Below are 20,634 nucleotides of genomic sequence, written 5' to 3' on the forward strand. Positions count from 1 at the left end.
CCCTCAAAACCTCGGAATGTCCGGAAACGCCACCTGCCCCCGGTGCACATGCATGCGTCCAAGCTCGGCGCAGCGGCGCAGTTGCGGGAAGACTTTGCCCGGGTTGAGCAGATGGTTGGGGTCGAAGGCACATTTGACGCGCATCTGCTGGTCGAGATCGACCTGGTTGAACATTTCCGGCATCAGGTCGCGCTTCTCGACCCCGACCCCGTGTTCGCCTGTCAGCACGCCGCCAACCTTGACGCAGAGGCGCAATATGTCGGCGCCAAAACTCTCGGCCTTGTCGAGTTCGCCGGGAACATTGGCATCGTAGAGGATCAGCGGATGCAGATTGCCGTCGCCGGCGTGAAAGACATTGGCGACGCCGAGCCCGTATTTCTCCGACAGTTCGCGCATGCCGGCGAGCACGCGCGGCAGTTCCTTGCGCGGGATGGTGCCGTCCATGCAGTAATAGTCGGGCGAGATGCGGCCGACCGCCGGGAAAGCCGCCTTGCGGCCGGCCCAAAAGCTCAGCCGCTCCGCCTCGGACTGCGAGATTCGGCAGGTGGTCGAGCCGTTGCTTATGGCGATCGCCTCGACGGCGGTGATGAGATGATCGACCTCGACGCCCGGCCCATCGAGCTCGACGATCAGCAACGCCTCGACATCGAGGGGATAGCCGGCGTGGACGAAATCCTCCGCCGCATGAATCGCCGGCCGATCCATCATTTCCATGCCGCCGGGAATGATGCCGGCGCCGATGATGTCGGCGACGCACTGGCCGCCTTGCTCGCTGGTTGGGAAGCCGATCAGCAGGGCGCGCGCCGTTTCCGGCTTCTTGAGGATGCGGACCGTGACCTCGGTGACGACGCCGAGCAGTCCTTCCGAACCGGTCATGACGCCGAGCAGGTCGTAGCCTTCCGCATCGAGATGGCTGCCGCCCAGCCGCACCACCTCGCCATTCATCAGCACCATCTCGATGCCGAGCACATTGTTGGCGGTGAGGCCGTATTTCAGACAGTGCACGCCGCCGGAATTCTCCGCGACGTTGCCGCCGATCGAGCAGGCGATCTGGGAGGATGGATCGGGGGCGTAATAAAAGCCCTCCTGCTCGACGGCTGACGTGATGCCGAGATTGGTGACGCCCGGCTGGGCGACGACGATGCGGTTGGGAAAATCGATCGCCAGGATGCGGTTGAAGCGGCTCATGACCAAAAGCACCGCGTCTTCCAGCGGCAGCGCACCACCCGACAACGAGGTGCCGGAGCCGCGCGGCACGACGCGGATGTTGCGGTCGTTGCAGTATTTCATCACGCGGGAGACCTGCGCCACGGTCTCGGGCAGAACGACGACCAGCGGCAGTTGGCGATAGGCGGTCAGGCCATCGCTCTCGAAGGCGCGCATGGCATTGGCCGCGTCGACCACGCCCTCGCCCGGCACGATGATGCGCATGTCGGCGACGATCTCGTCGCGCCGGCGCATCGTGGCGTCGTCTGGTTTCGGCATGGCCAGGCCGGACATCTGCAGCCTCACTTTGCTTGACTGGTCAAAATCTTTTACCAGTGAGGCGCATTCTTTGCAAACGCTACGGTGATGCAGCCTCCGACATCAAGGTTGGGACAAGCTTCCGCAGCGGCAATCTGCCGCTATCCGCCGGGATGCTTCGCCGGTTCGGAATGCATCCGGCGCACGCGGCGCACGCCCCACCAGACCAGCAGGATGGCGACCGGCACCGAGGCGGCGGTGACGACTTCCGGCGCGAAGGTGTGGCCGAAGATCGAGGCGCCCTTGGCAACGTAGCCGATGAGGCCGACGACATAGTAGGAGACGGCGGCGACCGAGAGGCCTTCGACGGTCTGCTGCAGGCGCAGTTGCAGGCGGGCGCGATTGTTCATCGAGGCGAGCAGGTCGCGGTTCTGCTTTTCGACCTCGACATCGACCCAGGTGCGCAGCAGCGTCGTGGCGCGGGTCAGTTTGCGCGACAGATTGGCTTGCCGCTCCTCGACCGAGCGGCAGGTGCGCATGGCCGGAGCAACGCGGCGCTGCAGGAACCCGCCCCAGGTGTCGTAGCCCGGCACGGCCTCTTCCTCGAGTGCCTCCAAGCGTTCGACGACGATGCCGTCATAGGCGCGGCTGGCGCCAAAGCGATAGAGGCTCGACGCGGCGTCGGCCTCCAGCTCGGCGGCAAGTTCGGTCAGGTCGGCGAGCAAAGTCTGGCTGTCGCGGGTTTCGGCGACCTTCATTTCCAGCGTGGTCTGCGCCAGCCTGTCCTCGATGCGGCGGGCGCGGCCCGACAAGGTCAACGCCAGCGGCAGGCCGAGCATGGCGAGCGTCCGGTAGGTTTCGATGTCGATCAGCCGCTGTGACAGCGCCCCGGTGCGCGCCGCCGTCAGGCCGCGGTCGAGCACCAGTATGCGGGTCATGCCGTCGCCATCCTGGCGGAAATCGGTGACGATGGCCGCATTGCCGCGCTCGACCAGCGAGTAGCACAGGCTGGTCGGGTCGAAAGCCGCGATCAGCCGCTCGCTCGCCTGCGTCCATTTGCGGATCTCCAGCCGGATCCCCGAGATGACGGTGCCCGGCGGCGAAAAGCCGTTGCCGAAGGGCGTATCCTCCTGCGCCCTGCCGCTTTCGGAAAGCGGGCCTTCCCAGAGATAGGTCGAGAATTCCGTATGCCGTTCCCAGCGCAGCGAACCCTTGCCCCATTTCATGGCGTGATGGCGGGCCTGGCGGTCGGGCGCGGCGATGCCGAGACGCCGCGACAGTTCGGAAAGCACGGCATGGTCGACGCCGGAGCCGCCCTCGGTCATGAAGGCGAGCTGCACCAGGACGCGCGGCTTCTCGATCAGCGGATGCGGCCTGGCATGGACCTCGCCCAGCGCACCGGGCCGGCCCTCATGCGCGGGGAAACCCATGACGCTGCCCTTGGCGCGCGGCTGGAATTCGAGATTGGACGGGTCGTCTGACACGGCTTGTCCCCCGGGGTTCTCTGGACCCTCTTTCTCTGACCTTTTGGCAGTCGCGTCCCTCTAGAGCCAATAGGCGGATGACGCAAACAGCAAAGTTTAGCCGAAGGTGATATGGCATCGCGTGGCGAAACCGACGTGCTTCGACCAATTGGATAAATAATTTGACCAGTTGGCGACCCAGGCTTTATCCTGCGCGACACCGGTTCAATTCCCAGGCACAGCTGTTGAGCGACATTTTTTCCAGGATCGAGCATTCGCGCACCGCTGACGAGGTGGTGCAGCAGATCGAGAGCCTCATCCTCGAAGGCGTGCTGCGCACCGGCGACCGGCTGCCGGGCGAGCGCGAGCTGGCGCGCCAGTTCGACGTGTCGCGGCCGATCCTGCGCGATGCGCTGAAGGCGCTGGAAGGGCGCGGGCTGCTGACCACCAAGGCCGGCGGCGGCACGCATGTCGCCGACATTATCGGCCAGCTGTTCACCAAGCCGGTGGCCGACCTGATCTCGATGCATCGCAAGGCGGTGACCGACTATCTGGAATACCGCCGCGAGATCGAAGGCATTGCCGCCGAATACGCGGCGCGGCGCGCGACCCCGGAAGACCTTGCGCTGCTCGACCGCATCATGGCGCGCATGGACGAGGCGCACCGCACCGGCGATTTCGACGACGAGGCCGAGATCGACGTCGAGTTCCATCAGGCGATCTGCGAATGCGCGCACAACATCCTGCTCTTGCACACGCTGCGCTCGTGCTACCGGCTTTTGTCGGAAGGCGTTTTCCAGAACCGGCTGCTGGTCTTCACCGTGCCCGGCGCGCGCGAGGCTCTGCTGGCGCAGCACAAGGCAATCCATGCCGCGGTGAAGGCCGGCGATCCCAACGCTGCCCGGCACGCGGCAATGGATCACATGACCTATGTCGAGCGGTCGATGGCCGAAGCCGAGCGCAGCGGCGACTGGCAACGCGTGTCACGGCTGCGGCTGCGGCAGCGTTCGGAAGCCGGCGATACCGAACCGGCGCGCAGGCGCTCCTAGTAGCAAGATCAAGCGGGAACCAGCATGAGCGACATTCTCACCATCGCAGACCTCAAGGATCTCGCCCGCCGGCGCGTGCCCAAGATGTTCTTCGACTATGCCGATTCCGGCGCCTGGACCGAGAGCACCTACCGGGCCAACGAGGAAGACTTCCAGAAGATCAAGTTCCGCCAGCGCGTGCTGGTCGACATGAGCAACCGCTCGCTGGAATCGACCATGATCGGCCAGAAAGTGTCGATGCCCGTGGCGCTGGCGCCCACCGGCCTGACCGGCATGCAGCACGCCGATGGCGAGATGCTGGCGGCGCAGGCCGCCGAGGAATTCGGCGTGCCTTTCACCCTGTCGACGATGAGCATCTGCTCGATCGAGGATGTCGCCTCGGTGACGACGAAACCGTTCTGGTTCCAGCTCTACGTGCTGCGCGACAAGGATTTCGTGTGCGATTTGATCGACCGCGCCAAGGCGGCGAAATGCTCGGCGCTGGTGCTGACGCTCGACCTGCAGATCCTCGGCCAGCGCCACAAGGACGTGCGCAACGGGCTTTCGGCGCCACCCAAGATGACGCTGGCCAACATTATCGACCTGGCCAGCAAGCCGCGCTGGTGTCTGGGCATCGCCGGCACCAAGCGCCGCACCTTCCGCAACATCGTCGGCCACGCCAAGGGTGTCGGCGACGTCTCTTCGCTGTCGTCCTGGACAAACGAGCAGTTCGATCCGCAGCTGTCGTGGAAGGATGTCGCCTGGATCAAGGAGCGCTGGGGCGGCAAGCTGATCCTGAAAGGCATCCTCGACAAGGAAGACGCGCTGATGGCGGCCAAGACCGGCGCCGACGCGATCGTGGTTTCCAACCATGGCGGACGCCAGCTCGACGGCGCATCGTCCTCGATCATGGTGCTGGAGGAAATCGCGGACGCGGTCGGCGACAGGATAGAAGTGCACATGGATGGCGGCATACGCTCCGGCCAGGATGTGCTGAAGGCGCTCTGCCTCGGCGCCAAGGGCACCTATATCGGCCGGCCGTTTCTTTACGGCTTGGGCGCGCTCGGCAAGGAAGGGGTTACCAAAGCGTTGGAAATCATCCGCAAGGAGATGGACATCACGCTGGCTCTGTGCGGAAAGCGTCTGGTCACCGACATGGGCAAGGACCAGCTCCGGCGCTAGCGTCCGGTGACAGCCTGACCACGGAGACCACGAGGCGTTGGCGGAACCCGGCATCCATTTTCTCGACGCGCATGGGCCGAAGGGTGTGCGTCTTTACGCGATCGGCGACGTGCATGGCCGGCTCGACCTGCTGGCCGCCATGCACGGGCAGATCGAGGCCGAGATCGCGAGAGACCAGGTTCGGGACTGGCGGGTGATCCACCTCGGCGACTATGTCGACCGCGGACCGGACTCCAAGGGCGTCATCGATTTCCTGATCGCGGCGCGGGAACGCGATCCGCGCCATCTGATGCTGGCCGGCAACCACGACATCGGCTTTCTCGATTTTCTCAGAACCCCCGAACCGGAGGGGCTTTTCATGCGCTTTGGCGGCGTCCAGACGGCGTTGTCCTATGGTGTTTCCCTCACCGCCGACGCCAGCTGGTTCGGCAAGATGGAGACGATGAGACGCGGACATCAGGCCCTGCTCGAGGCAATGCCGCCCGGCCATGTCGACTTCCTGCGCTCGCTGCCGTTCTCGGTGACCTCAGGCGATTTCTTCTTCTGCCATGCCGGCATCAGGCCAGGCATTGCGCTGGACAAGCAAAACCCGCAGGACCTGATCTGGATCCGCGACGTTTTCCACGATCACACCGGCCTGTTCCCAAAGATCGTGGTGCATGGCCACACACCCGTGCCCGAGGCGGAAGTGATGGCCAACCGCGTCAATGTCGACACGCTCGCCTGGCAATCAGGCATGCTGACCGCGCTCGTCGTCGACGGCGCGGACAAACGCATCCTGGAAATGGCGATAAAGGGAGCCTGAGCCCAGCCGCGGCGCAGGAATGCGTCGCGAGCGAGCCGGCTTTTAGCGAAGCGAGGCGGTGACGCCGTAGCCGTCGACGGCGTTGTGGTTGTTGGCGGCATCGGCGGAATAGATGCCCAGACCGCACAGCACGATGGCGGACAACATGGCAAAGGACAGAAGCGCTGCTTTCACGGACGTCATCTCTTGTTGAGCTTCGTGCATCTGTGCACCAGGCGGTTACCAATGCGTTGAAACGGAGAATTCGCTTCAAAGTTTCGACGATTTCGCGCTTCTAGGCGCGTTCTGTATCGGTGGTGTGTCGGACGGGCCACACAAATGGTTCATTCCCGGTTGCACAGCAGATGCAGAGCGCGCGCCTTCTAGGATGGCGGTCGGACACAAGCCAAGGATGAAAGGGGTTTTCCCCAGCCGGTTTCACGGCGGCGTGCCAATTATGTCACGCGATGACCCGGGGGCAGGCGCTTAGATCGTAGCGACCCAGGCGCGGGCAATGGCAATACCGGCGGCATCGGCGTCGGGTCCGTTAAGGGCCATTTCGCCATCGAGCTTGTCGGCCCAGTCGGGATGCCGCGAAGCGATGGTCGACGCGAAGGAGGTGCTCCAGTCCTTCACCATCGGCCGGTCGGCCTCGAAATGGAACTGGAAGCCATAGATGGCGCGGCCGACACGAAAGGCCTGGTTTTCGGCGACTTCGTTGCCGGCGAGCCGGACGGCATCTTGCGGCAGTTCGAACGTGTCGTCGTGCCACTGGAAGATCGGGAACTTTTCCGGCAGGGCGCCCAGCACCGGATCGGCCTTGGCGTCCGGCGTCAGCGACACGCCGCGCCAGCCGAATTCATTGGCGCCGCCGATGCGGTTCTCGCCGCCGAAGGCACGGGCGACCAACTGGCTGCCGAGGCAGATGCCGAGCACGGCGCGGTCCTTGCCGGCAAAATCGCGGGTCAGTTCGAGCAGCGCCGGGAAATAAGGATATTCGTCATCGGCCAGCGCATTCTGGCCGCCGCCGAGCACCACCATCGCATCGTGCCCGGTCGCGTCTTCCGGCAGCGGATCGCCCTTGTAGGGCAAGCGCACGTCCAGATCGGCGCCGGCTTCCGCAAGCGCCGCACCGACCTGGCCGAGGCCGGTATTGTCGTAGTTCTGGACCACCAGCACCCGCATCGCAAAACCCTGCTGACATGAAAATGACGGCACGAGCGATATCATGCCGTCTATATCGCAGCCAAGAAGCGTGTTGGAGAGAAAACTATGCCACTGCAGAACCGGGTCGATCCGTTCGGCGCCATCCACGCCGTGCCCGAGCGCGGCCTGTTCACCGGCAATCGCGGCATCATCCACGACCCCGCGACCAGAACACTGCTGAAGAAGCGCTGGGCGCTTCAGGCCTGGATCATCTGCGTGTGCCAATTCCGCAATGTGCGGCGCGAGCCGATGGGCCGCAACCGTCCTGGCGGCAAAGCCGGCTGGACCGAGCTGTTCTTCCTCGACGAGGTGACGGCGCTGGCCGCCGGTCATCGCCCCTGTTTCTTTTGCCAGCGAGAACGAGCCAGGGATTTTGTCGGCCGCTTCGGCGAAGCCTTCGGCATTGCCGAGCCGCGCGCGCCGCAGGTCGACAAAAGGCTGCACAAGGAGCGGCTGGCGTCGGGTGGCAAACGCCCTGCTGTGGCAATGCACGAGCTGGCCGGCCTGCCCGACGGCGCGGTGGTCGCTACTGGCGGCAACGCCTATGCCTTGCGTCACGGCAAGGCGTTGCGATGGTCCTTTGCCGGATATGGTCCACCCGCCGGCCTTGGCCAACTGGAAGACACGGCGCTTATGCTGCTGACCCCGGAGACAACGCTTGCCGTCCTGAGGCGTGGCTTTCGACCGGTGTGGCATCCGTCCGCCGAGGCTTGACGGAGGCGGCCGGCTCGCTCATTCCTCGGCGATGCGCGCCAATTACAAGATGCAACGTCTGTTCGTGCCTGACGACCTCGGGCCGGATGCCGAGTTCGATGCCGACCGGCAGCAGAGCCATTATCTCATGCATGTGCTGCGGCTTGGCGAAGGCGCCGAGATCCTGGTCTTCAATGGCCGGGACGGCGAATGGTCGGCGGCCATCGCGGCAAAGTCGAAGAAAGCGGTCAAACTCAAGGCTTTGGCGCTGCAACGGCCGCAGCCGCCCCTGCCCGATCTCATCTATTGTTTCGCGCCGCTGAAACAGGGGCGGCTCGACTATCTCGTGCAGAAAGCGGTCGAGATGGGCGCCGGCATCCTGCAGCCCGTCATCACCCAGCACACGCAAGTGGCCAAGCCGTCCATCGACCGGCTGCGTGCCAATGTCGTCGAGGCCGCCGAACAATGCGGCATACTGGCGGTTCCGGAAGTGCGCGAAGCGGAAAAATTCGAACGCCTGCTGACCGGCTGGGACAAGGAGCGGCGGCTGATTTTCTGCGACGAGGACGCCTCGACCAACAATCCGCTGCCTGCCTTGCAGCAGTTGAAGGAGAAGAAACTTGCGCTGCTGGTTGGGCCGGAAGGCGGCTTTTCCGACGATGAGCGCAAGATCCTGCGCGCCCTGCCCTTCGTGACCGCCATTCCGCTCGGCCCGCGCATCCTGCGCGCCGATACGGCGGCCGTGGCCGCACTTGCGGTGATGCAGGCAACTGTTGGAGACTGGTAGGACGTCACGTCTTGCAAGAGGCCGCCCGGATCGTGGCCTTCAATTCCTCTTGACCTGTGGCTCAGGATTTTTCGCTTGATCGGCTACTGACATTTCGTCCATTTACCGCCGGCGGTCGCCCGACCGCCTCTGAGGGCTTGATCATGGCGCGCGACACAACCGATTTCCGGCCGATCGAAGGCATCGACGAACTCGTCGAGCACCTGGCCGAAGGCAACAAGCCGCGCGACAAGTGGCGCATCGGCACAGAGCACGAGAAATTCCCCTTCTATGTCGATGGCAACGCGCCGGTGCCCTATGGCGGCGAGCGCGGCATCCGCGCCATCCTCGAAGGCATGCAGTCAAAGCTTGGCTGGGACCCGATCATCGACGACGGCCGCATCATCGGCCTGGTCGAACCGACAGGCCAGGGCGCGATTTCACTGGAACCGGGCGGCCAGTTCGAGCTTTCCGGCGCGCCGCTGGAGACAATCCATCAGACCTGCCGCGAGGGCAATGCGCATCTGGCGCAGGTGCGCGAGATCGCCGAGCCGATGGGCATCCGCTTCCTCGGCCTCGGGGGCAGCCCGAAATGGTCGCTGGCCGAAACGCCGAAAATGCCGAAGTCGCGCTATGAGATCATGACGCGTTACATGCCCAAGGTCGGCACCAAGGGCCTCGACATGATGTACCGCACCTGCACGATCCAGGTGAACCTCGACTTCGAGAGCGAGGCCGACATGCGCCGCAAGATGAAGGTCTCGCTGAAGCTGCAGCCGCTGTCGACGGCGCTGTTCGCCAACTCGCCCTTCACCGAAAGCCGGCCGAACGGCCTGCAGAGCTGGCGCGGCGACATCTGGCGCGACACCGACAACCAGCGCTCGGGCCTGCTCGAATTCTGCTTCTCGCCCGAGTTCGGTTTCGCCGACTATGTCGAATGGGCGCTCGACGTGCCGATGTATTTCGTCATCCGCGACGGCCACTATCACGACATGACGCACATAACCTTCCGCCAGTTCATGGCGGGCGCCGCGCGCAACGAAGTGCCGGACGGGCTGCCGACCATGGGCGACTGGGCGAACCATCTGTCGACGCTGTTCCCCGACGTGCGGCTGAAGCGTTTCCTGGAAATGCGCGGCGCCGATGGCGGCCCGTGGCGGCGCATCTGCGCGCTGCCGGCCTTCTGGGTCGGGCTGCTCTATGACGAGGCAGCGCTCGACGCGGCCGAGGCGTTGACCGCGAGCTGGACCTACAAGGAAGTGCTGGCGATGCGCAACGCCGTGCCGGAACTCGGCATTGCCGCGCCCTTCCGCAACGCCACGCTGCGCGAGATCGCACGCGACGTGCTGGCCATTTCGCGCACCGGGCTGAAGAACCGCGGCAAGAAGAACCGCGACGGCTACGACGAAACCTCGTTCCTCAACACTTTGGACGAGGTGGTTGCGCGCGGCACGACCAGCGCCGAGGAAATGCTTTCGGCCTACCACACGCGCTGGGGCGGCTCGATCGAGCCGGTGTTCATGGAATACGCCTATTAACCCAGCGGCAAAAGCCGCTTCAATCGACCGTTGAAACGAATTAGGCTCCCTCCCCGAGGAATTCAGGAGGAGACGCCGATGCCCACCTTGTTCGACATGCTGACGCAGGCCCAGAACGGCAACGGCATGCAGGCGCTTGCCCAGCAATATGGGCTTTCGCTGCAGCAGACACAGGCAGCGGTCGGAGCGCTGCTGCCGGCCTTTTCGCAGGGGCTGCAACGCAACACCGCCGATCCCTATGGGCTCGGCGCCTTCATGACGGCGATGGCAAGCGGCCAGCACGCCAAATATTTCGAGGATGCGACCCGCGCCTTCTCGCCGCAAGGCGTTGACGAAGGCAATGGCATTCTCGGACACCTGTTCGGTTCGAAAGACCTGTCGCGCGCCGTGGCCAGCCAGGCGGCGCAGGCGAGCGGCGTGAGCCAGCAGATCCTGCAGCAGATGCTGCCGGCGATCGCCTCGATGGTCATGGGCGGGCTGTTCAAGCAGACGACAAGCCAGATGCAGGCCGCCGGCGGTTTCGGCGGCGGCAACAATCCGCTCGGCGAGATCATCGAGCAGATGATGCGGCAAGGCGGCGGCATGGGCGCGCCGGCGCCACAGCAGCGCCAGGCACCGCAGCCCCAGAACCCGATGGACAACCCGCTCGGCAAGGTCTTGCAGGACATGTTTGGCGGCGGCGCACCGCAACCGCAAAGCCAGCCGGCCCCCAATCCCTATGGCGACAATCCGCTGGGGAAGGTGCTGCAGGACATGTTCGGCGGTGGTACCCCACAGCCGCAAGGCGGGGCGCAGCCGCAGCCCCAGCAAACGCAGAGCCCCTACGGCGACAACCCGCTCGGGAAGATCTTCGAAGAGATGCTGCGCGGCGGTGGCGGCTTCGGCATGCCCGGCGGACAGCCGGCGCCGCAGCCGCAGGCACCACAGCAGCGCCAGGCCCCGCAGTCACAGACCAATCCGAGCGGCCGGCCAAGAAACCCGTTCGACGATCTGTTTGGCAAGATGTTCGAAACCGGCGCCCAGCAGCGCGACGAGTACCAGAAGGGCGTCGAAAACATCTTCGACCAGTTCAAGCGGGACATGGATCGGCGGTAATTCAACTGGGCTACGGCCATTTCCGAGTGGACCAGAAAAAGAAAAGCCCGGTCCTTGGGAGGACCGGGCAACGTGCAGGCAGGCCGGCGGGGAACCGGCAGGGAGTGGGGAGCCTGCAGAACCTTGGTCGCGCTGAACCCTGAAAAGGTTCAGCAGGACCGAAAATCAACCGATCAGGCCACCTTGCGGGCGATGTCCTCGATCGTTTCCACGCGATCGCTGGCGATTTCGCGCAGCATCGCCGTCGGGTCGCGGCCGAACGGCACGTCGATGGCAACGTGGAGGTCGGCGCGCGTCAGGCCGATATCGGCGAGCTCGGCGTCCGACATCTCGCCAAGACGGTAGAAGGCGCGACGGTTTTTCCAGGCGCGGTAGATATTGAAGACGGTATTGGCCACGCGCATCGCAACGGCCGGACGCGAGGTGATGCGCGAGGTCTCGGTGGCGAAATCGATCGTGGTCATGTCGGTCTCCTTCAGTTTCGAACGAACAAAGCCAAGCGGTCGGCGCTGGCGACAGCGTCCGTTCCGGCTTCGATTCACATGCCTTCATGTGGATGTCGGCAATTTGCCATCAGCCGATTGATTAATCCAACGAATGTTTTTAATCCTAGGCATCAACATCAATGATGGATTGGACCAATGAAAGCGCCACTCGATCTCGATCAGTTGCAAACCTTCATTTCAATTGCCGATACCGGCAGCTTCACGCGGGCAGCCGAAGAGGTGCTTCGCACGCAGTCGGCGGTGTCGATGCAGATGCGCCGGCTCGAGGAGCGGATCGGCAAGCCGTTGTTCGAGAAGGAGGGCCGCAACAACAAGCTGACGGAGGAAGGCGACAAGCTGCTCTCCTACGCAAGGCGGCTGCTCTACCTCAACCGCGAAACGCTCGCCGCCTTCGACGACCAGCGGCTCGAAGGGACCATCCGCATCGGCACGCCGGACGACTATGCCGACCGCTTCCTGCCGGAGATCATGGCACGCTTCACGCGCTCCAACCCGCGCGTGGAACTGACCGTCATCTGCGAGCCGACGCCGGGGCTGGTCGAGCACATCAGGCGCGGCAATCTCGACCTGGCGCTGGTGACGCACAATGATGTGCGCGGCCAGTCGGAAGTGGTGCGGCGCGAGCCGCTGCTGTGGGTCACCTCGGCCAACCATGCGACACATGAACAGGAAACGCTGCCGATGGCCTTTGGCCGGCCGAATTGCATCTGGCGGCGCGCCGCCGTCGATGTGCTGGACCAGCAGAACCGTGACTACCGCATCCTGTTCACCAGCTTCTCGGCGACCGTGATCACCGCCGCGGTGCTTTCGGGCCTGGCCATCTCGGTGCTGCCGGAATGCGCGCTCCGGCCCGGCATGCGGGTGCTGGGCGAGGCCGACGGCTTCGGCGCCCTGCCCGACTGCCGCATCGGCATCATGCGCGGCCAGACCTCTCGGCCGGAGATCGTCGACGCGCTCGCCCGCCACATCTCGGAGAGCCTGGACAACATCTCGGTGCCGCTCGTCGAAGAAGCCGGGACGTTCGATTTCGCGGCACTTGCCTACGCCAAGATCAGGCGGACAAAGGCCAACCAGATCCTGCCGGGCTGGTAGGCGGGTCTCAGGCGCGGGCAGTGGCCTGACCGCCCTGCTCGCCGGGCAAAGCCAGGCCCGGCAGGCCAAGTAACTGAACCGGCTCGAGCGGCGGTGACAGCAGGTAGCCTTGCAATTGATGGCAACCCATGCCGACGAGCAATGCCTTCTGCTCCTCGGTCTCGACGCCTTCGGCGGTGACATCGACGTCGAGCGCGATGGCAAGGTCGATCAGCGCATTGACGATTGCCGTCGAATTGCCCTCGGTGCCGAGCAGGCGCACGAAGGAACGGTCGATCTTGAGCTTGTCGATCGCATGGCGCCGCAGATAGCTCAGCGACGAATAGCCGGTGCCGAAATCGTCGAGCACGATGCCGATGCCGGCCTGGCGCAGAGCCGCCAGGGCCGCCGCGGTCATATCGCTGTTTTCCAGGAGGACGTTTTCGGTGATCTCGAGTTGCAGACGTGCCGGCGCGAGGCCGGTCTCGGCAAGGATCGCCGCGACCATTGCGGGAAACCCGGCGTCGCGCAGTTGCAGCGGCGACACATTGACCGCCACCCATGGTAGCGCCGTGCGAACGGCGAACCTGCAGGCTTCCAGCAGCACCCATTTGCCGAGTTCGCCGATCATGCCGCGTTCCTCGGCGATGGCAATGAACTGCGCCGCCGGTAGGGCGCCATGGACTTCGTGGCTCCAGCGGATCAGTGCCTCCGCGCCAAGGATCGCCCGGCCGTCAGCGGCAAACACAGGCTGATAGTTGAGCTTGATACCGGTGCCGCCGATCAGCGCCTTGCGCAGTTCGCTTTCGACCTTGCGCTTGCGCAGCAGCAGATCGTCCATGTCGCCGGCAAAGACCTGGTAGCGGCCGCGACCATTTTTCTTGGCCTCGTAAAGCGCGATGTCGGCCTTGCGCAAGAGATCGTCGGCGTCGGCCTCGGGCCCTGTCGACAAGGCGATGCCGATGCTGGCACTGACAAAGACTTGGTCGTCCATCAGTTTGAACGGTTCGCGCAACCGTTGCTGCAGTCGCTCCGACACATCCTCGGCATCGCGCACGCCGTGGATGTCGATGAGAATGACGGCGAACTCATCGCCGCCAAGCCGCGCCACGGTATCGACATCGCGAATGGTCCGTTGCAGCCTGGCCGCGGTCTGGCGCACCAGTTCGTCGCCAGCCGGATGACCGAGTGTATCGTTGACATGTTTGAAGCGGTCGATATCGAGGTAGAGCAGCGCGACCTTGGCGGCATCATGGCCGGCGATCAGCAGGGCGCGGCGCAGCCGGTCCTCGAACAGCGCTCGGTTGGGCAGGCCTGTAAGCGTATCGTGAAAGGCAAGATACTGGGCTTCGTTGCGGCTGGTCTGCAGCGCCGTGGATGCGCGGCGCAGACGCCGCAGTAGAAATGCCAGCACGCCCGCCGCGAGGAGCATCGCGACGATCAAGGCCGGGCCAGCCTTGCGTATCAGCGTCAGGCCGGGTCGCTCCTGATCCCAAGCGATATAGCCCAGGATAACGCCACGCGAATCAAGCAGCGGAATGGCCGCCGAGCCTGTCGGTTGCGACAGCGACAGGAGATGCGCGCCATCCAGCAGATATTTCCGGGCGATCTTGTCGATAACCGTGTCGTTGATGAACTCGACGGAGACATGAAGATATTCGCTGCCCCGCGCCTGGGTGACGCGGTCGGAGCTCGGTATCAGCGGCATGATGCTGAGGATGGCCGGCTTGCCGCCGAGCGATATTAGATCCTCGGCAACCATCTTGACCGGACCGCCGCCCCCAGTCTCCTCCGGCGGCCGGGCGATCAGGCCACGCAGCTTTTCGATGGTGGATCGCAAGGCGGTTTCGTCCTCGGCATAGAGGTCCGGCGCCACCACCTTTCCCTCACGCATGACGTGGATGGGACGGTTGGCATCATCCAGCACGTAGACGCGGTTGTGGCCGTAGTAGGAGTACATCCAGACACTGAGGTTTTCGGCCATCCACGTCTGATTGCCTGATTTGGCATTGGTGACGGCATCGTCCCAGACCGAGACACTCTCCTGCTCGCGTTCGACGGCGGCGATCTGGTCCTGCAAGCCATTGGCGAAGAATACCTTTTGGCGTTCAAGCGAAACGTGGTCAGCCTGCACGGCGGCGTAGAACCCAAATCCCACGAACATGACGAGCGCGAAGGCGGCAAGCGCCAGCACGGTCAGCGTGACCTGATACGTCAATGGGCTCCGATGTGCGCGTGTGCTCATGCTTCCTTGGCCAGCTGCGTTGCGCGGCAGTCAACTAAACTAGGCTTAAGATCGCGATAAGATTGCGTTATGACATGCGGGCGACGCCGGCGCCTTGACGTGCGGCGCCAACCGGCCCCCAATCGACCGATGAGCGAAGCAGCATCCGAATCACGCACCAACGCCACCGAATACACGGTGAGCGAGATCTCCGGCGCACTGAAGCGCACGGTCGAGGACGTCTTCGGCAATGTGCGGGTGCGCGGCGAAATCTCCGGCTATCGCGGCCCGCATTCCTCCGGCCATGCCTATTTCGCGCTGAAGGACGACCGCGCCCGGCTCGACGCCGTGGTGTGGAAGGGCACGATGAGCCGGCTGAAATTCCGCCCCGAGGAAGGGATGGAGGTGATCGCCACCGGCAAGCTCACCACCTACCCCGGCAAGTCCAACTACCAGATCGTCATCGACAATCTGGAGCCGGCCGGCGCCGGCGCGCTGATGGCGCTGCTGGAAGAGCGCAAGCGCCGGCTGCAGGCGGAAGGGCTTTTCGACGCCGGCCGCAAGCGCCGGCTGCCCTTTATGCCGCGCGTCATCGGCGTCGTCACCTCGCCGACCGGGTCCGTCATCCGCGACATCATCCACCGTATCAAGGACCGCTTTCCGCTGCATGTGCTGGTCTGGCCGGTGCGTGTGCAGGGCGAGACGTCAGGCGTGGAAGTGACCTATGCCGTCAACGGCTTCAACGCGCTGGCCTGGGATGGCGCCATCCAGCGCCCCGATCTCTTGATCGTCGCGCGCGGCGGCGGCAGCCTCGAGGACCTCTGGGGCTTCAACGACGAAGCGCTGGCCCGCGCCGTCGCGGCCTCCGGCATTCCGGTGATTTCGGCTGTCGGTCACGAAACCGACTGGACATTGATCGACCTCGTCGCGGATGTGCGGGCGCCGACACCGACGGGCGCGGCCGAAATCGCCGTGCCGGTGAAGGCCGACCTCGAAGCGACGCTGGCCAGCCTCGGCGCGCGGCTCAAGGCCGCTGTGCTGCGCAATTTCGAACGCAAGCGGCAGGCCGCGCGTGCGGCGGCGCGCGCACTGCCCTCGCCCGATCAATTGCTGGCACTACCGCGCCGGCGCCTCGACGAGGCGACATCCAGGCTCGGCCGCGGCCTGTCCGTGAGCGTCGATCGCAAGCGGGCGCGCCTCCAGGGCCAAAGGCTGACGCCGGCGACGCTGTCGCGGCGCATCAACGAGGCCCGCACGCTGACCGGGCGTGACCTTGCCCGCGCGCAGGCGGCGTTCTTTGCCATTGTGCGCGAACGGCGCGCACGCTTCGCGCGCACCGCGACGCGGCTGTCGCCCGCGCCGATCGCACGCCGGCAGAAACTGCAAGGGGATGCTCTGGCGGCCCTCGCCAGGCGGCAGGATCGGGTCATCTCGCTGCGGCTCGAGCGCCTGCGCGGCCAGTTGAGCCAGGCCGAACGGCTCTTGACCACGCTGTCGCACAAGGCCGTGCTCGCGCGCGGCTTCGCGCTGGTGAAGGATGCCGACGGCGCCGTCATCAAGCAGGCGGCCGACGTGGCATCGGGGATGGCGCTTTCGCTGGAGTTCGCCGACGGCACGGCGGATGCGGTGGCAACCAGCGGTGCGGCAAGGCCGAAGCCGGCTGCCAGGCCGGCGGCCAAGGCGAAGGAACCCGGCAATCAGGGGTCGCTGTTCTGACCATGACCGACAATCCGAACCATCTGGCCACGCCATCGGGCAAGCCTCGCGCGCGCAGCTTCGGCATCGGCTTCGACGGAACGCCCGGGCCGTTCAACGCGATCACCGACGTGCCGGGCGTCGCGGTCGGCTATGCGACGCTGATTTCAGGCGATGGCGCGCTGGTCGTCGGCAAGGGACCGATGCGCACCGGTGTCACCGCGATCCTGCCAAGACCGCTAGCCGACCTGGCTACGCCGGTCTTCGCCGGCATTTTCAGCCAGAACGGCAATGGTGAGCTGACCGGCTCGCACATCATCGAGGAAACCGGCGCTTTCAACTTCCCGATCACCATCACCAACACGCATTCCTGCGGCGTTTCACGCGATGGCACGCTGCGCTGGATGAACCAGGTGCTGCCGGCCGCGGTCGACAGCGCCTGGGGCCTGCCGGTGGCGGCGGAAACCTATGACGGGTTTCTCAACGACATAAACGGTCACCATCTGACATCGGAGCATGTTGCTGAAGCGCTGGACAGCGCGGCCGGCGGCCCGATCGAGGAAGGCAGCGTCGGCGGCGGCACCGGCATGATCACCTTCGGCTTCAAGGCCGGTTCGGGCACGGCGTCGCGCATGGTCGCGTGGCAGGGACATTCCTACACGGTCGGCGCCTTCGTGCAGTCGAATTTCGGCAAACGGCGCAATTTTACCCTGCGTGGCCTGCGTGCCGGGTCCGAACTCGCGGAGCCGGCGATCCGCGAGGGGACGCCGCGCGCCGAAAAGGGTTCCATCATCGCCGTTGTCGCCACCGACACGCCATTCCTGCCGCACCAGATGAAGCGGCTGGCTCGCCGCGTGCCGCTCGGCGTCGCCATGACCGGCGGCTTCGGTTATCACAGCTCGGGCGACATCTTTCTCGCCTTCTCGACCGCCAATCCTGCCGCCGCACTGGCGCCGTCGGGCCGGATCGCCAAGGCCGATTTCATTCCCGATACCGACATCGATCCGTTCTTCGACGCCGTGATCCAGGCGGTGGAGGAATCGATCCTCAACGCCCTGGTCGCCAATGACGACATGACCGGGCGCGACGGCAACTTCGTGCCGGCGCTGCCGAAGGTTTGGCTGAAAGAAAAGTTTGGGCTGAACGAAAAGTTCGGCTGAGACGAAAACGCGGGCCAAGAAGCCCGCGCATTCAGACAAACAGACGTTCCGGTAAAATCTATTCCGCGGCCTTGCTGGCCGCCTGCTGGTGCTCGTCGGCCTCGGCGGCCTCCTCGAGCCGGGAGGCAATGAGTTCCTGGATGTCGCCGACTTCTTCCTGGATATCCTCCAAGGGAATACCGACTTCCGCAGCCTTGGCGGCGCATTCCCGGGCCAAGGTCTCGGCCTGCTTGTCGATCCTGGCCTGGGACTGGCAATGGACCTTTTCGCCGATCCATCCCCGCAAGAACTCGATCGCGTGTTCACTCATACTGCTGTTCCCTGGCGGCAAAGCCGGTTGGTAATCATAAACGTCGGCATCCCGCAAAGGATGCATCCTGCCATTCCAGCCGAGTCGCGGCCAGCCGGCAAGTCAATGCCGTGCAGGGTCCACAGAGCCGAAGGAAATCGAGGGTTCAAGCACATTTCTGATTCTGGAGGGTTGCTTCCGTGAGCTGGATCAACCCAGCCTCGCGCCACTGTTTCTATTTGCTTTTCCGGTTTTCCAGCCGTTTTTTCGTCACAAATGATGGCGCAATGCGTAACACATTTTTACAGTCGCTCCGGAGGGCTGCACTGGGGCGCGCCGGTCGAAGCCGCCGCTATATAGTGATATCCCCACGCAATGTCGACTCCCGCCGATCTTGCGCAGGGATGCGGAACGTCGCACCTCTCCAGCACCATCAGAAGGTCTCGACCCAGGGCCTGAGCTCCATTTCCCAGGTCCAGGCGCTGCGGTGCTGGCGATGAATGGAGAGATAGGCCTCGGCGATCGCGTCCGGAGACAGCCGGTGATCCTGCGGCCCGGCCTCTTGTCCGGACGCGCCCGAGGCAATGGCGCCGTCGATGATGAAATGCGCGACGTGGACGTTCTTCGGCGCCAACTCACGGGCCATGGACTGCGCCAGCCCGCGCAAGCCGAATTTCGGCATCGCAAAACCGGCGGAGCCGGCGAACCCCTTCACGCTGGCCGAAGCTCCGGTGAAGAGAATCGAACCCGAACCCAGAGCCACCAGCCGGCGGGCGGCCTGCTGGCCGACCAGGAATCCGCCATAAGCCCCAACCAGCAAAGCCTGTCGGACCGCTTCGGGATCGAGCTCGGCTATCGGTCCGCGGGCGCGTCCGCTGGCGTTGAAGACCACCAGCGAGAGCGGACCGGCTCTGTCGGCGACATCGAACAGACGCTCCACCGATGCGGGATCGGAGACATCAGTCGCCACGGCCTGCGCACCGGTCTCAGCCTGCAAGGCAGCGAGTTTCTCGACGTTGCGGGCGGCCAGTACGACGCGGAACCCTTCCTTCGCGAGAAGGCGCGCCAGCGAGGCGCTCAAGCCGGAGCCCGCACCGGCAATGATTGCGACTTTGGATGTCATGAAACCTCTCCTTGTCTCCACGGGACCGCAGCCGATGGCCGGCGAATGAGCAGTGTTGAAACTTGCCGGATCGGCGCGGCGACGGCAACGCGCTAGACGCCAAGAAAAAGGCCGGGCGCGAAACCGGCCCGGCCAAAAAGAAGGTCATAACCTTCAGAGGGGAACACCGCTCGGCGAAATGGGAGGAAAACACCGAACGGATTTTTCTCTTTTGAACCGATTCGTGGGCAGATACGACGAACTGTTTTCTAAAAATCGGCCAGAACTGCAAAAATCCTGTCCTTTCTTGCCGCAAGGGCTCAGCCAATGCGGCTCTCCGGCTCGAGCAGATCCGCATAATGGCGCCGGGCGACGTCGGGATGCGAGCGCAGTCGGCTTTTCAGCACATTGGTTCCGACATCGCGAAACAGCGGATTGTCCGGATCGCTGGCCGGCCCGCGCGCCTGCGCCGCCAGTTCCTCGGAAAGGCCAAGCAGCGGTATCGTCGCGTCGAGCCTGGCGCTGAAGAAGAACGGCACGGAAATACGCTCGACGCCGGCGGGCGGCGTCACGACGCGATGCACGGTCGCGCGCAGATAGCCGTTGGAGGCCAGTTCGAGCAATTCGCCGATGTTGACGACGAGCGTGCCGGGAATGGGGTCCACGTCCACCCAACTGCCGTCATAGTCGACCTGCAGCCCCCTATTGTCATCCTGGAGCAGCAGCGTCAGGAAGCCGCCATCCTTGTGCGCGCCGACACCCTGATCGCCGCCGGCCGCGTCAAGGCCGGGGTAGCGCACGATCTTCATGCGATGGTTGGGCTCGCTGCTGTAGATGGGGTCGAAGGCATCCTCGGGCTGATCGAGCGACTGCGCGAAGGCTTTCAGCAGCCGTATCGCCACGGCCGTCACCTTGCTCTGCCAGGCAAGCAGCGCCGGTTTGAGATCCGGCAGCGCCGCGGGCCACTGGTTCGGGCCCTGCAGCCGCGTCCAGGCGGGAATTCCCGGCCCTTGCGCGATTGCCTGGCGCTCGACGCCGATATCGAGCTGTTCGCGCCAGTCCTCCTTGCCCTTGGTCAGTTCGCCGCCGGCACGCGTATAGCCGCGAAACTGCGAGGACTTGACCATTTCGATCGCCAGCTTGTCGGCCTCAGGCAAGGCAAAGAACCGACGCGATGCGGTGAGCACCTCGCTGATCTCCGCCCATGAGATGCCATGTCCGGCGAGATAGAAGAAGCCGATGTCGCGCGAAGCGGAACGAAGATCCGCCAGAAATGTCCGGCGTTCAGACGCGCCTTGTTCAAGGCGGCTCAGATCGAGCACGGGCACAATTCTTGGCATATCAAGCTCCTTTCCCAGTGTTTTTCGG

Annotated in this window: 20 protein-coding genes; 11 read left to right on the forward strand and 9 right to left on the reverse strand. The window is 64.5% G+C overall.

What is annotated here, in order from left to right; all coding sequences use genetic code 11:
* Window positions 1-3: 3 nt before the first annotated feature.
* Window positions 4-1,500, reverse strand: a complete 1,497-nt coding sequence (locus tag JG746_RS29160; RefSeq protein WP_202355870.1) for an FAD-linked oxidase C-terminal domain-containing protein — start codon at window positions 1,498-1,500, stop codon at window positions 4-6.
* 125 nt (window positions 1,501-1,625) lie between these two features.
* Window positions 1,626-2,948, reverse strand: a complete 1,323-nt coding sequence (locus JG746_RS29165) for a DUF3422 family protein (RefSeq protein ID WP_202355871.1) — start codon at window positions 2,946-2,948, stop codon at window positions 1,626-1,628.
* A 224-nt stretch (window positions 2,949-3,172) separates the two neighbouring features.
* Between JG746_RS29165 and JG746_RS29170 the strand changes: the two genes are divergently transcribed.
* From JG746_RS29170 to JG746_RS29180, 3 genes are read left to right on the forward strand one after another with little or no spacing between them, the layout of a single operon-like run.
* Window positions 3,173-3,976 carry a FadR/GntR family transcriptional regulator gene (locus JG746_RS29170; protein WP_010914418.1) on the forward strand — a complete coding sequence of 268 codons (804 nt, stop codon included), beginning with the start codon at window positions 3,173-3,175 and terminating at the stop codon, window positions 3,974-3,976.
* A gap of 24 nt (window positions 3,977-4,000) precedes the next feature.
* A complete protein-coding gene (locus JG746_RS29175) occupies window positions 4,001-5,137 on the forward strand; it encodes an alpha-hydroxy acid oxidase (RefSeq protein WP_202355872.1) in 1,137 nt (378 codons plus the stop codon).
* A 37-nt stretch (window positions 5,138-5,174) separates the two neighbouring features.
* A complete protein-coding gene (locus JG746_RS29180) occupies window positions 5,175-5,942 on the forward strand; it encodes a metallophosphoesterase (protein WP_202355873.1) in 768 nt (255 codons plus the stop codon).
* Window positions 5,943-5,984: 42 nt separating this feature from the next.
* Here JG746_RS29180 and JG746_RS37705 read toward each other — a convergent pair whose 3' ends face one another.
* Both JG746_RS37705 and JG746_RS29185 read right to left on the reverse strand, forming a co-directional pair.
* The gene (locus JG746_RS37705) at window positions 5,985-6,116 is read right to left on the reverse strand and encodes a hypothetical protein (protein WP_257784452.1); all 132 of its coding nucleotides are present in this window, start codon (window positions 6,114-6,116) and stop codon (window positions 5,985-5,987) included.
* A 291-nt stretch (window positions 6,117-6,407) separates the two neighbouring features.
* Window positions 6,408-7,106, reverse strand: a complete 699-nt coding sequence (locus tag JG746_RS29185) for a type 1 glutamine amidotransferase (RefSeq protein WP_202355874.1) — start codon at window positions 7,104-7,106, stop codon at window positions 6,408-6,410.
* 87 nt (window positions 7,107-7,193) lie between these two features.
* Between JG746_RS29185 and JG746_RS29190 the strand changes: the two genes are divergently transcribed.
* The 4 genes from JG746_RS29190 to JG746_RS29205 all read left to right on the forward strand — a co-directional run bounded on the left by JG746_RS29190 (window position 7,194) and on the right by JG746_RS29205 (window position 11,219).
* Entirely contained in the window at window positions 7,194-7,841 is a 648-nt protein-coding gene (locus JG746_RS29190; protein ID WP_202355875.1) for a hypothetical protein, read from the forward strand.
* Window positions 7,842-7,872: 31 nt separating this feature from the next.
* Entirely contained in the window at window positions 7,873-8,607 is a 735-nt protein-coding gene (locus JG746_RS29195; protein WP_202355876.1) for a 16S rRNA (uracil(1498)-N(3))-methyltransferase, read from the forward strand.
* 143 nt (window positions 8,608-8,750) lie between these two features.
* Window positions 8,751-10,124 (forward strand): glutamate--cysteine ligase, encoded by a 1,374-nt coding sequence (locus tag JG746_RS29200; protein ID WP_202355877.1) that lies wholly within the window; start codon window positions 8,751-8,753, stop codon window positions 10,122-10,124.
* A 78-nt stretch (window positions 10,125-10,202) separates the two neighbouring features.
* Window positions 10,203-11,219 (forward strand): DUF937 domain-containing protein, encoded by a 1,017-nt coding sequence (locus tag JG746_RS29205; RefSeq protein ID WP_202355878.1) that lies wholly within the window; start codon window positions 10,203-10,205, stop codon window positions 11,217-11,219.
* 173 nt (window positions 11,220-11,392) lie between these two features.
* Here the strand turns inward: JG746_RS29205 and JG746_RS29210 are convergent, their stop codons facing one another.
* Window positions 11,393-11,683, reverse strand: a complete 291-nt coding sequence (locus JG746_RS29210; protein ID WP_202355879.1) for a DUF1127 domain-containing protein — start codon at window positions 11,681-11,683, stop codon at window positions 11,393-11,395.
* Between the two features lie 177 nt (window positions 11,684-11,860).
* Between JG746_RS29210 and JG746_RS29215 the strand changes: the two genes are divergently transcribed.
* The gene (locus JG746_RS29215; RefSeq protein ID WP_202355880.1) at window positions 11,861-12,817 is read left to right on the forward strand and encodes a LysR substrate-binding domain-containing protein; all 957 of its coding nucleotides are present in this window, start codon (window positions 11,861-11,863) and stop codon (window positions 12,815-12,817) included.
* Window positions 12,818-12,824: 7 nt separating this feature from the next.
* Here JG746_RS29215 and JG746_RS29220 read toward each other — a convergent pair whose 3' ends face one another.
* Entirely contained in the window at window positions 12,825-15,041 is a 2,217-nt protein-coding gene (locus JG746_RS29220; protein WP_202355881.1) for a bifunctional diguanylate cyclase/phosphodiesterase, read from the reverse strand.
* 129 nt (window positions 15,042-15,170) lie between these two features.
* Here JG746_RS29220 and xseA point away from each other — a divergent pair, with 129 nt between their 5' ends.
* The gene (gene xseA, locus JG746_RS29225) at window positions 15,171-16,736 is read left to right on the forward strand and encodes an exodeoxyribonuclease VII large subunit (RefSeq protein WP_202355882.1); all 1,566 of its coding nucleotides are present in this window, start codon (window positions 15,171-15,173) and stop codon (window positions 16,734-16,736) included.
* Window positions 16,737-16,738: 2 nt separating this feature from the next.
* Window positions 16,739-17,875 carry a DmpA family aminopeptidase gene (locus tag JG746_RS29230; protein WP_202355883.1) on the forward strand — a complete coding sequence of 379 codons (1,137 nt, stop codon included), beginning with the start codon at window positions 16,739-16,741 and terminating at the stop codon, window positions 17,873-17,875.
* Between the two features lie 58 nt (window positions 17,876-17,933).
* On the opposite strand, the gene JG746_RS29235 is transcribed toward JG746_RS29230, so the two are convergent.
* On the reverse strand, window positions 17,934-18,185 hold the full coding sequence (locus JG746_RS29235; protein WP_032929020.1) for a DUF768 domain-containing protein: 252 nt from the start codon (window positions 18,183-18,185) through the stop codon (window positions 17,934-17,936).
* Window positions 18,186-18,597: 412 nt separating this feature from the next.
* Window positions 18,598-19,287: an SDR family NAD(P)-dependent oxidoreductase gene (locus JG746_RS29240; protein ID WP_202355884.1), complete on the reverse strand. Its 690-nt coding sequence runs from the start codon at window positions 19,285-19,287 to the stop codon at window positions 18,598-18,600.
* Between the two features lie 62 nt (window positions 19,288-19,349).
* Here JG746_RS29240 and JG746_RS29245 point away from each other — a divergent pair, with 62 nt between their 5' ends.
* Window positions 19,350-19,502, forward strand: a complete 153-nt coding sequence (locus JG746_RS29245; protein ID WP_202355885.1) for a hypothetical protein — start codon at window positions 19,350-19,352, stop codon at window positions 19,500-19,502.
* 84 nt (window positions 19,503-19,586) lie between these two features.
* Here the strand turns inward: JG746_RS29245 and JG746_RS29250 are convergent, their stop codons facing one another.
* Window positions 19,587-20,606, reverse strand: a complete 1,020-nt coding sequence (locus JG746_RS29250; protein WP_202355886.1) for an isopenicillin N synthase family dioxygenase — start codon at window positions 20,604-20,606, stop codon at window positions 19,587-19,589.
* Between the last annotated feature and the right edge of the window lie 28 nt (window positions 20,607-20,634).

It is taken from the genome of Mesorhizobium sp. 113-3-3 (genome assembly GCF_016756495.1).
GTDB lineage: Bacteria > Pseudomonadota > Alphaproteobacteria > Rhizobiales > Rhizobiaceae > Mesorhizobium.

Coding starts and splice junctions, on each gene's coding strand:
- JG746_RS29160 (WP_202355870.1), bottom strand. CDS start 1,500: ATGTCCGGCCTGGCCATGCCGAAACCAGACGACGCCACGATGCGCCGG.
- JG746_RS29175 (WP_202355872.1), top strand. CDS start 4,001: ATGAGCGACATTCTCACCATCGCAGACCTCAAGGATCTCGCCCGCCGG.
- JG746_RS29185 (WP_202355874.1), bottom strand. CDS start 7,106: ATGCGGGTGCTGGTGGTCCAGAACTACGACAATACCGGCCTCGGCCAG.
- JG746_RS29190 (WP_202355875.1), top strand. CDS start 7,194: ATGCCACTGCAGAACCGGGTCGATCCGTTCGGCGCCATCCACGCCGTG.
- JG746_RS29195 (WP_202355876.1), top strand. CDS start 7,873: ATGCGCGCCAATTACAAGATGCAACGTCTGTTCGTGCCTGACGACCTC.
- JG746_RS29200 (WP_202355877.1), top strand. CDS start 8,751: ATGGCGCGCGACACAACCGATTTCCGGCCGATCGAAGGCATCGACGAA.
- JG746_RS29205 (WP_202355878.1), top strand. CDS start 10,203: ATGCCCACCTTGTTCGACATGCTGACGCAGGCCCAGAACGGCAACGGC.
- JG746_RS29210 (WP_202355879.1), bottom strand. CDS start 11,683: ATGACCACGATCGATTTCGCCACCGAGACCTCGCGCATCACCTCGCGT.
- JG746_RS29215 (WP_202355880.1), top strand. CDS start 11,861: ATGAAAGCGCCACTCGATCTCGATCAGTTGCAAACCTTCATTTCAATT.
- JG746_RS29220 (WP_202355881.1), bottom strand. CDS start 15,041: ATGAGCACACGCGCACATCGGAGCCCATTGACGTATCAGGTCACGCTG.
- xseA (WP_202355882.1), top strand. CDS start 15,171: ATGAGCGAAGCAGCATCCGAATCACGCACCAACGCCACCGAATACACG.
- JG746_RS29230 (WP_202355883.1), top strand. CDS start 16,739: ATGACCGACAATCCGAACCATCTGGCCACGCCATCGGGCAAGCCTCGC.
- JG746_RS29235 (WP_032929020.1), bottom strand. CDS start 18,185: ATGAGTGAACACGCGATCGAGTTCTTGCGGGGATGGATCGGCGAAAAG.
- JG746_RS29240 (WP_202355884.1), bottom strand. CDS start 19,287: ATGACATCCAAAGTCGCAATCATTGCCGGTGCGGGCTCCGGCTTGAGC.
- JG746_RS29250 (WP_202355886.1), bottom strand. CDS start 20,606: ATGCCAAGAATTGTGCCCGTGCTCGATCTGAGCCGCCTTGAACAAGGC.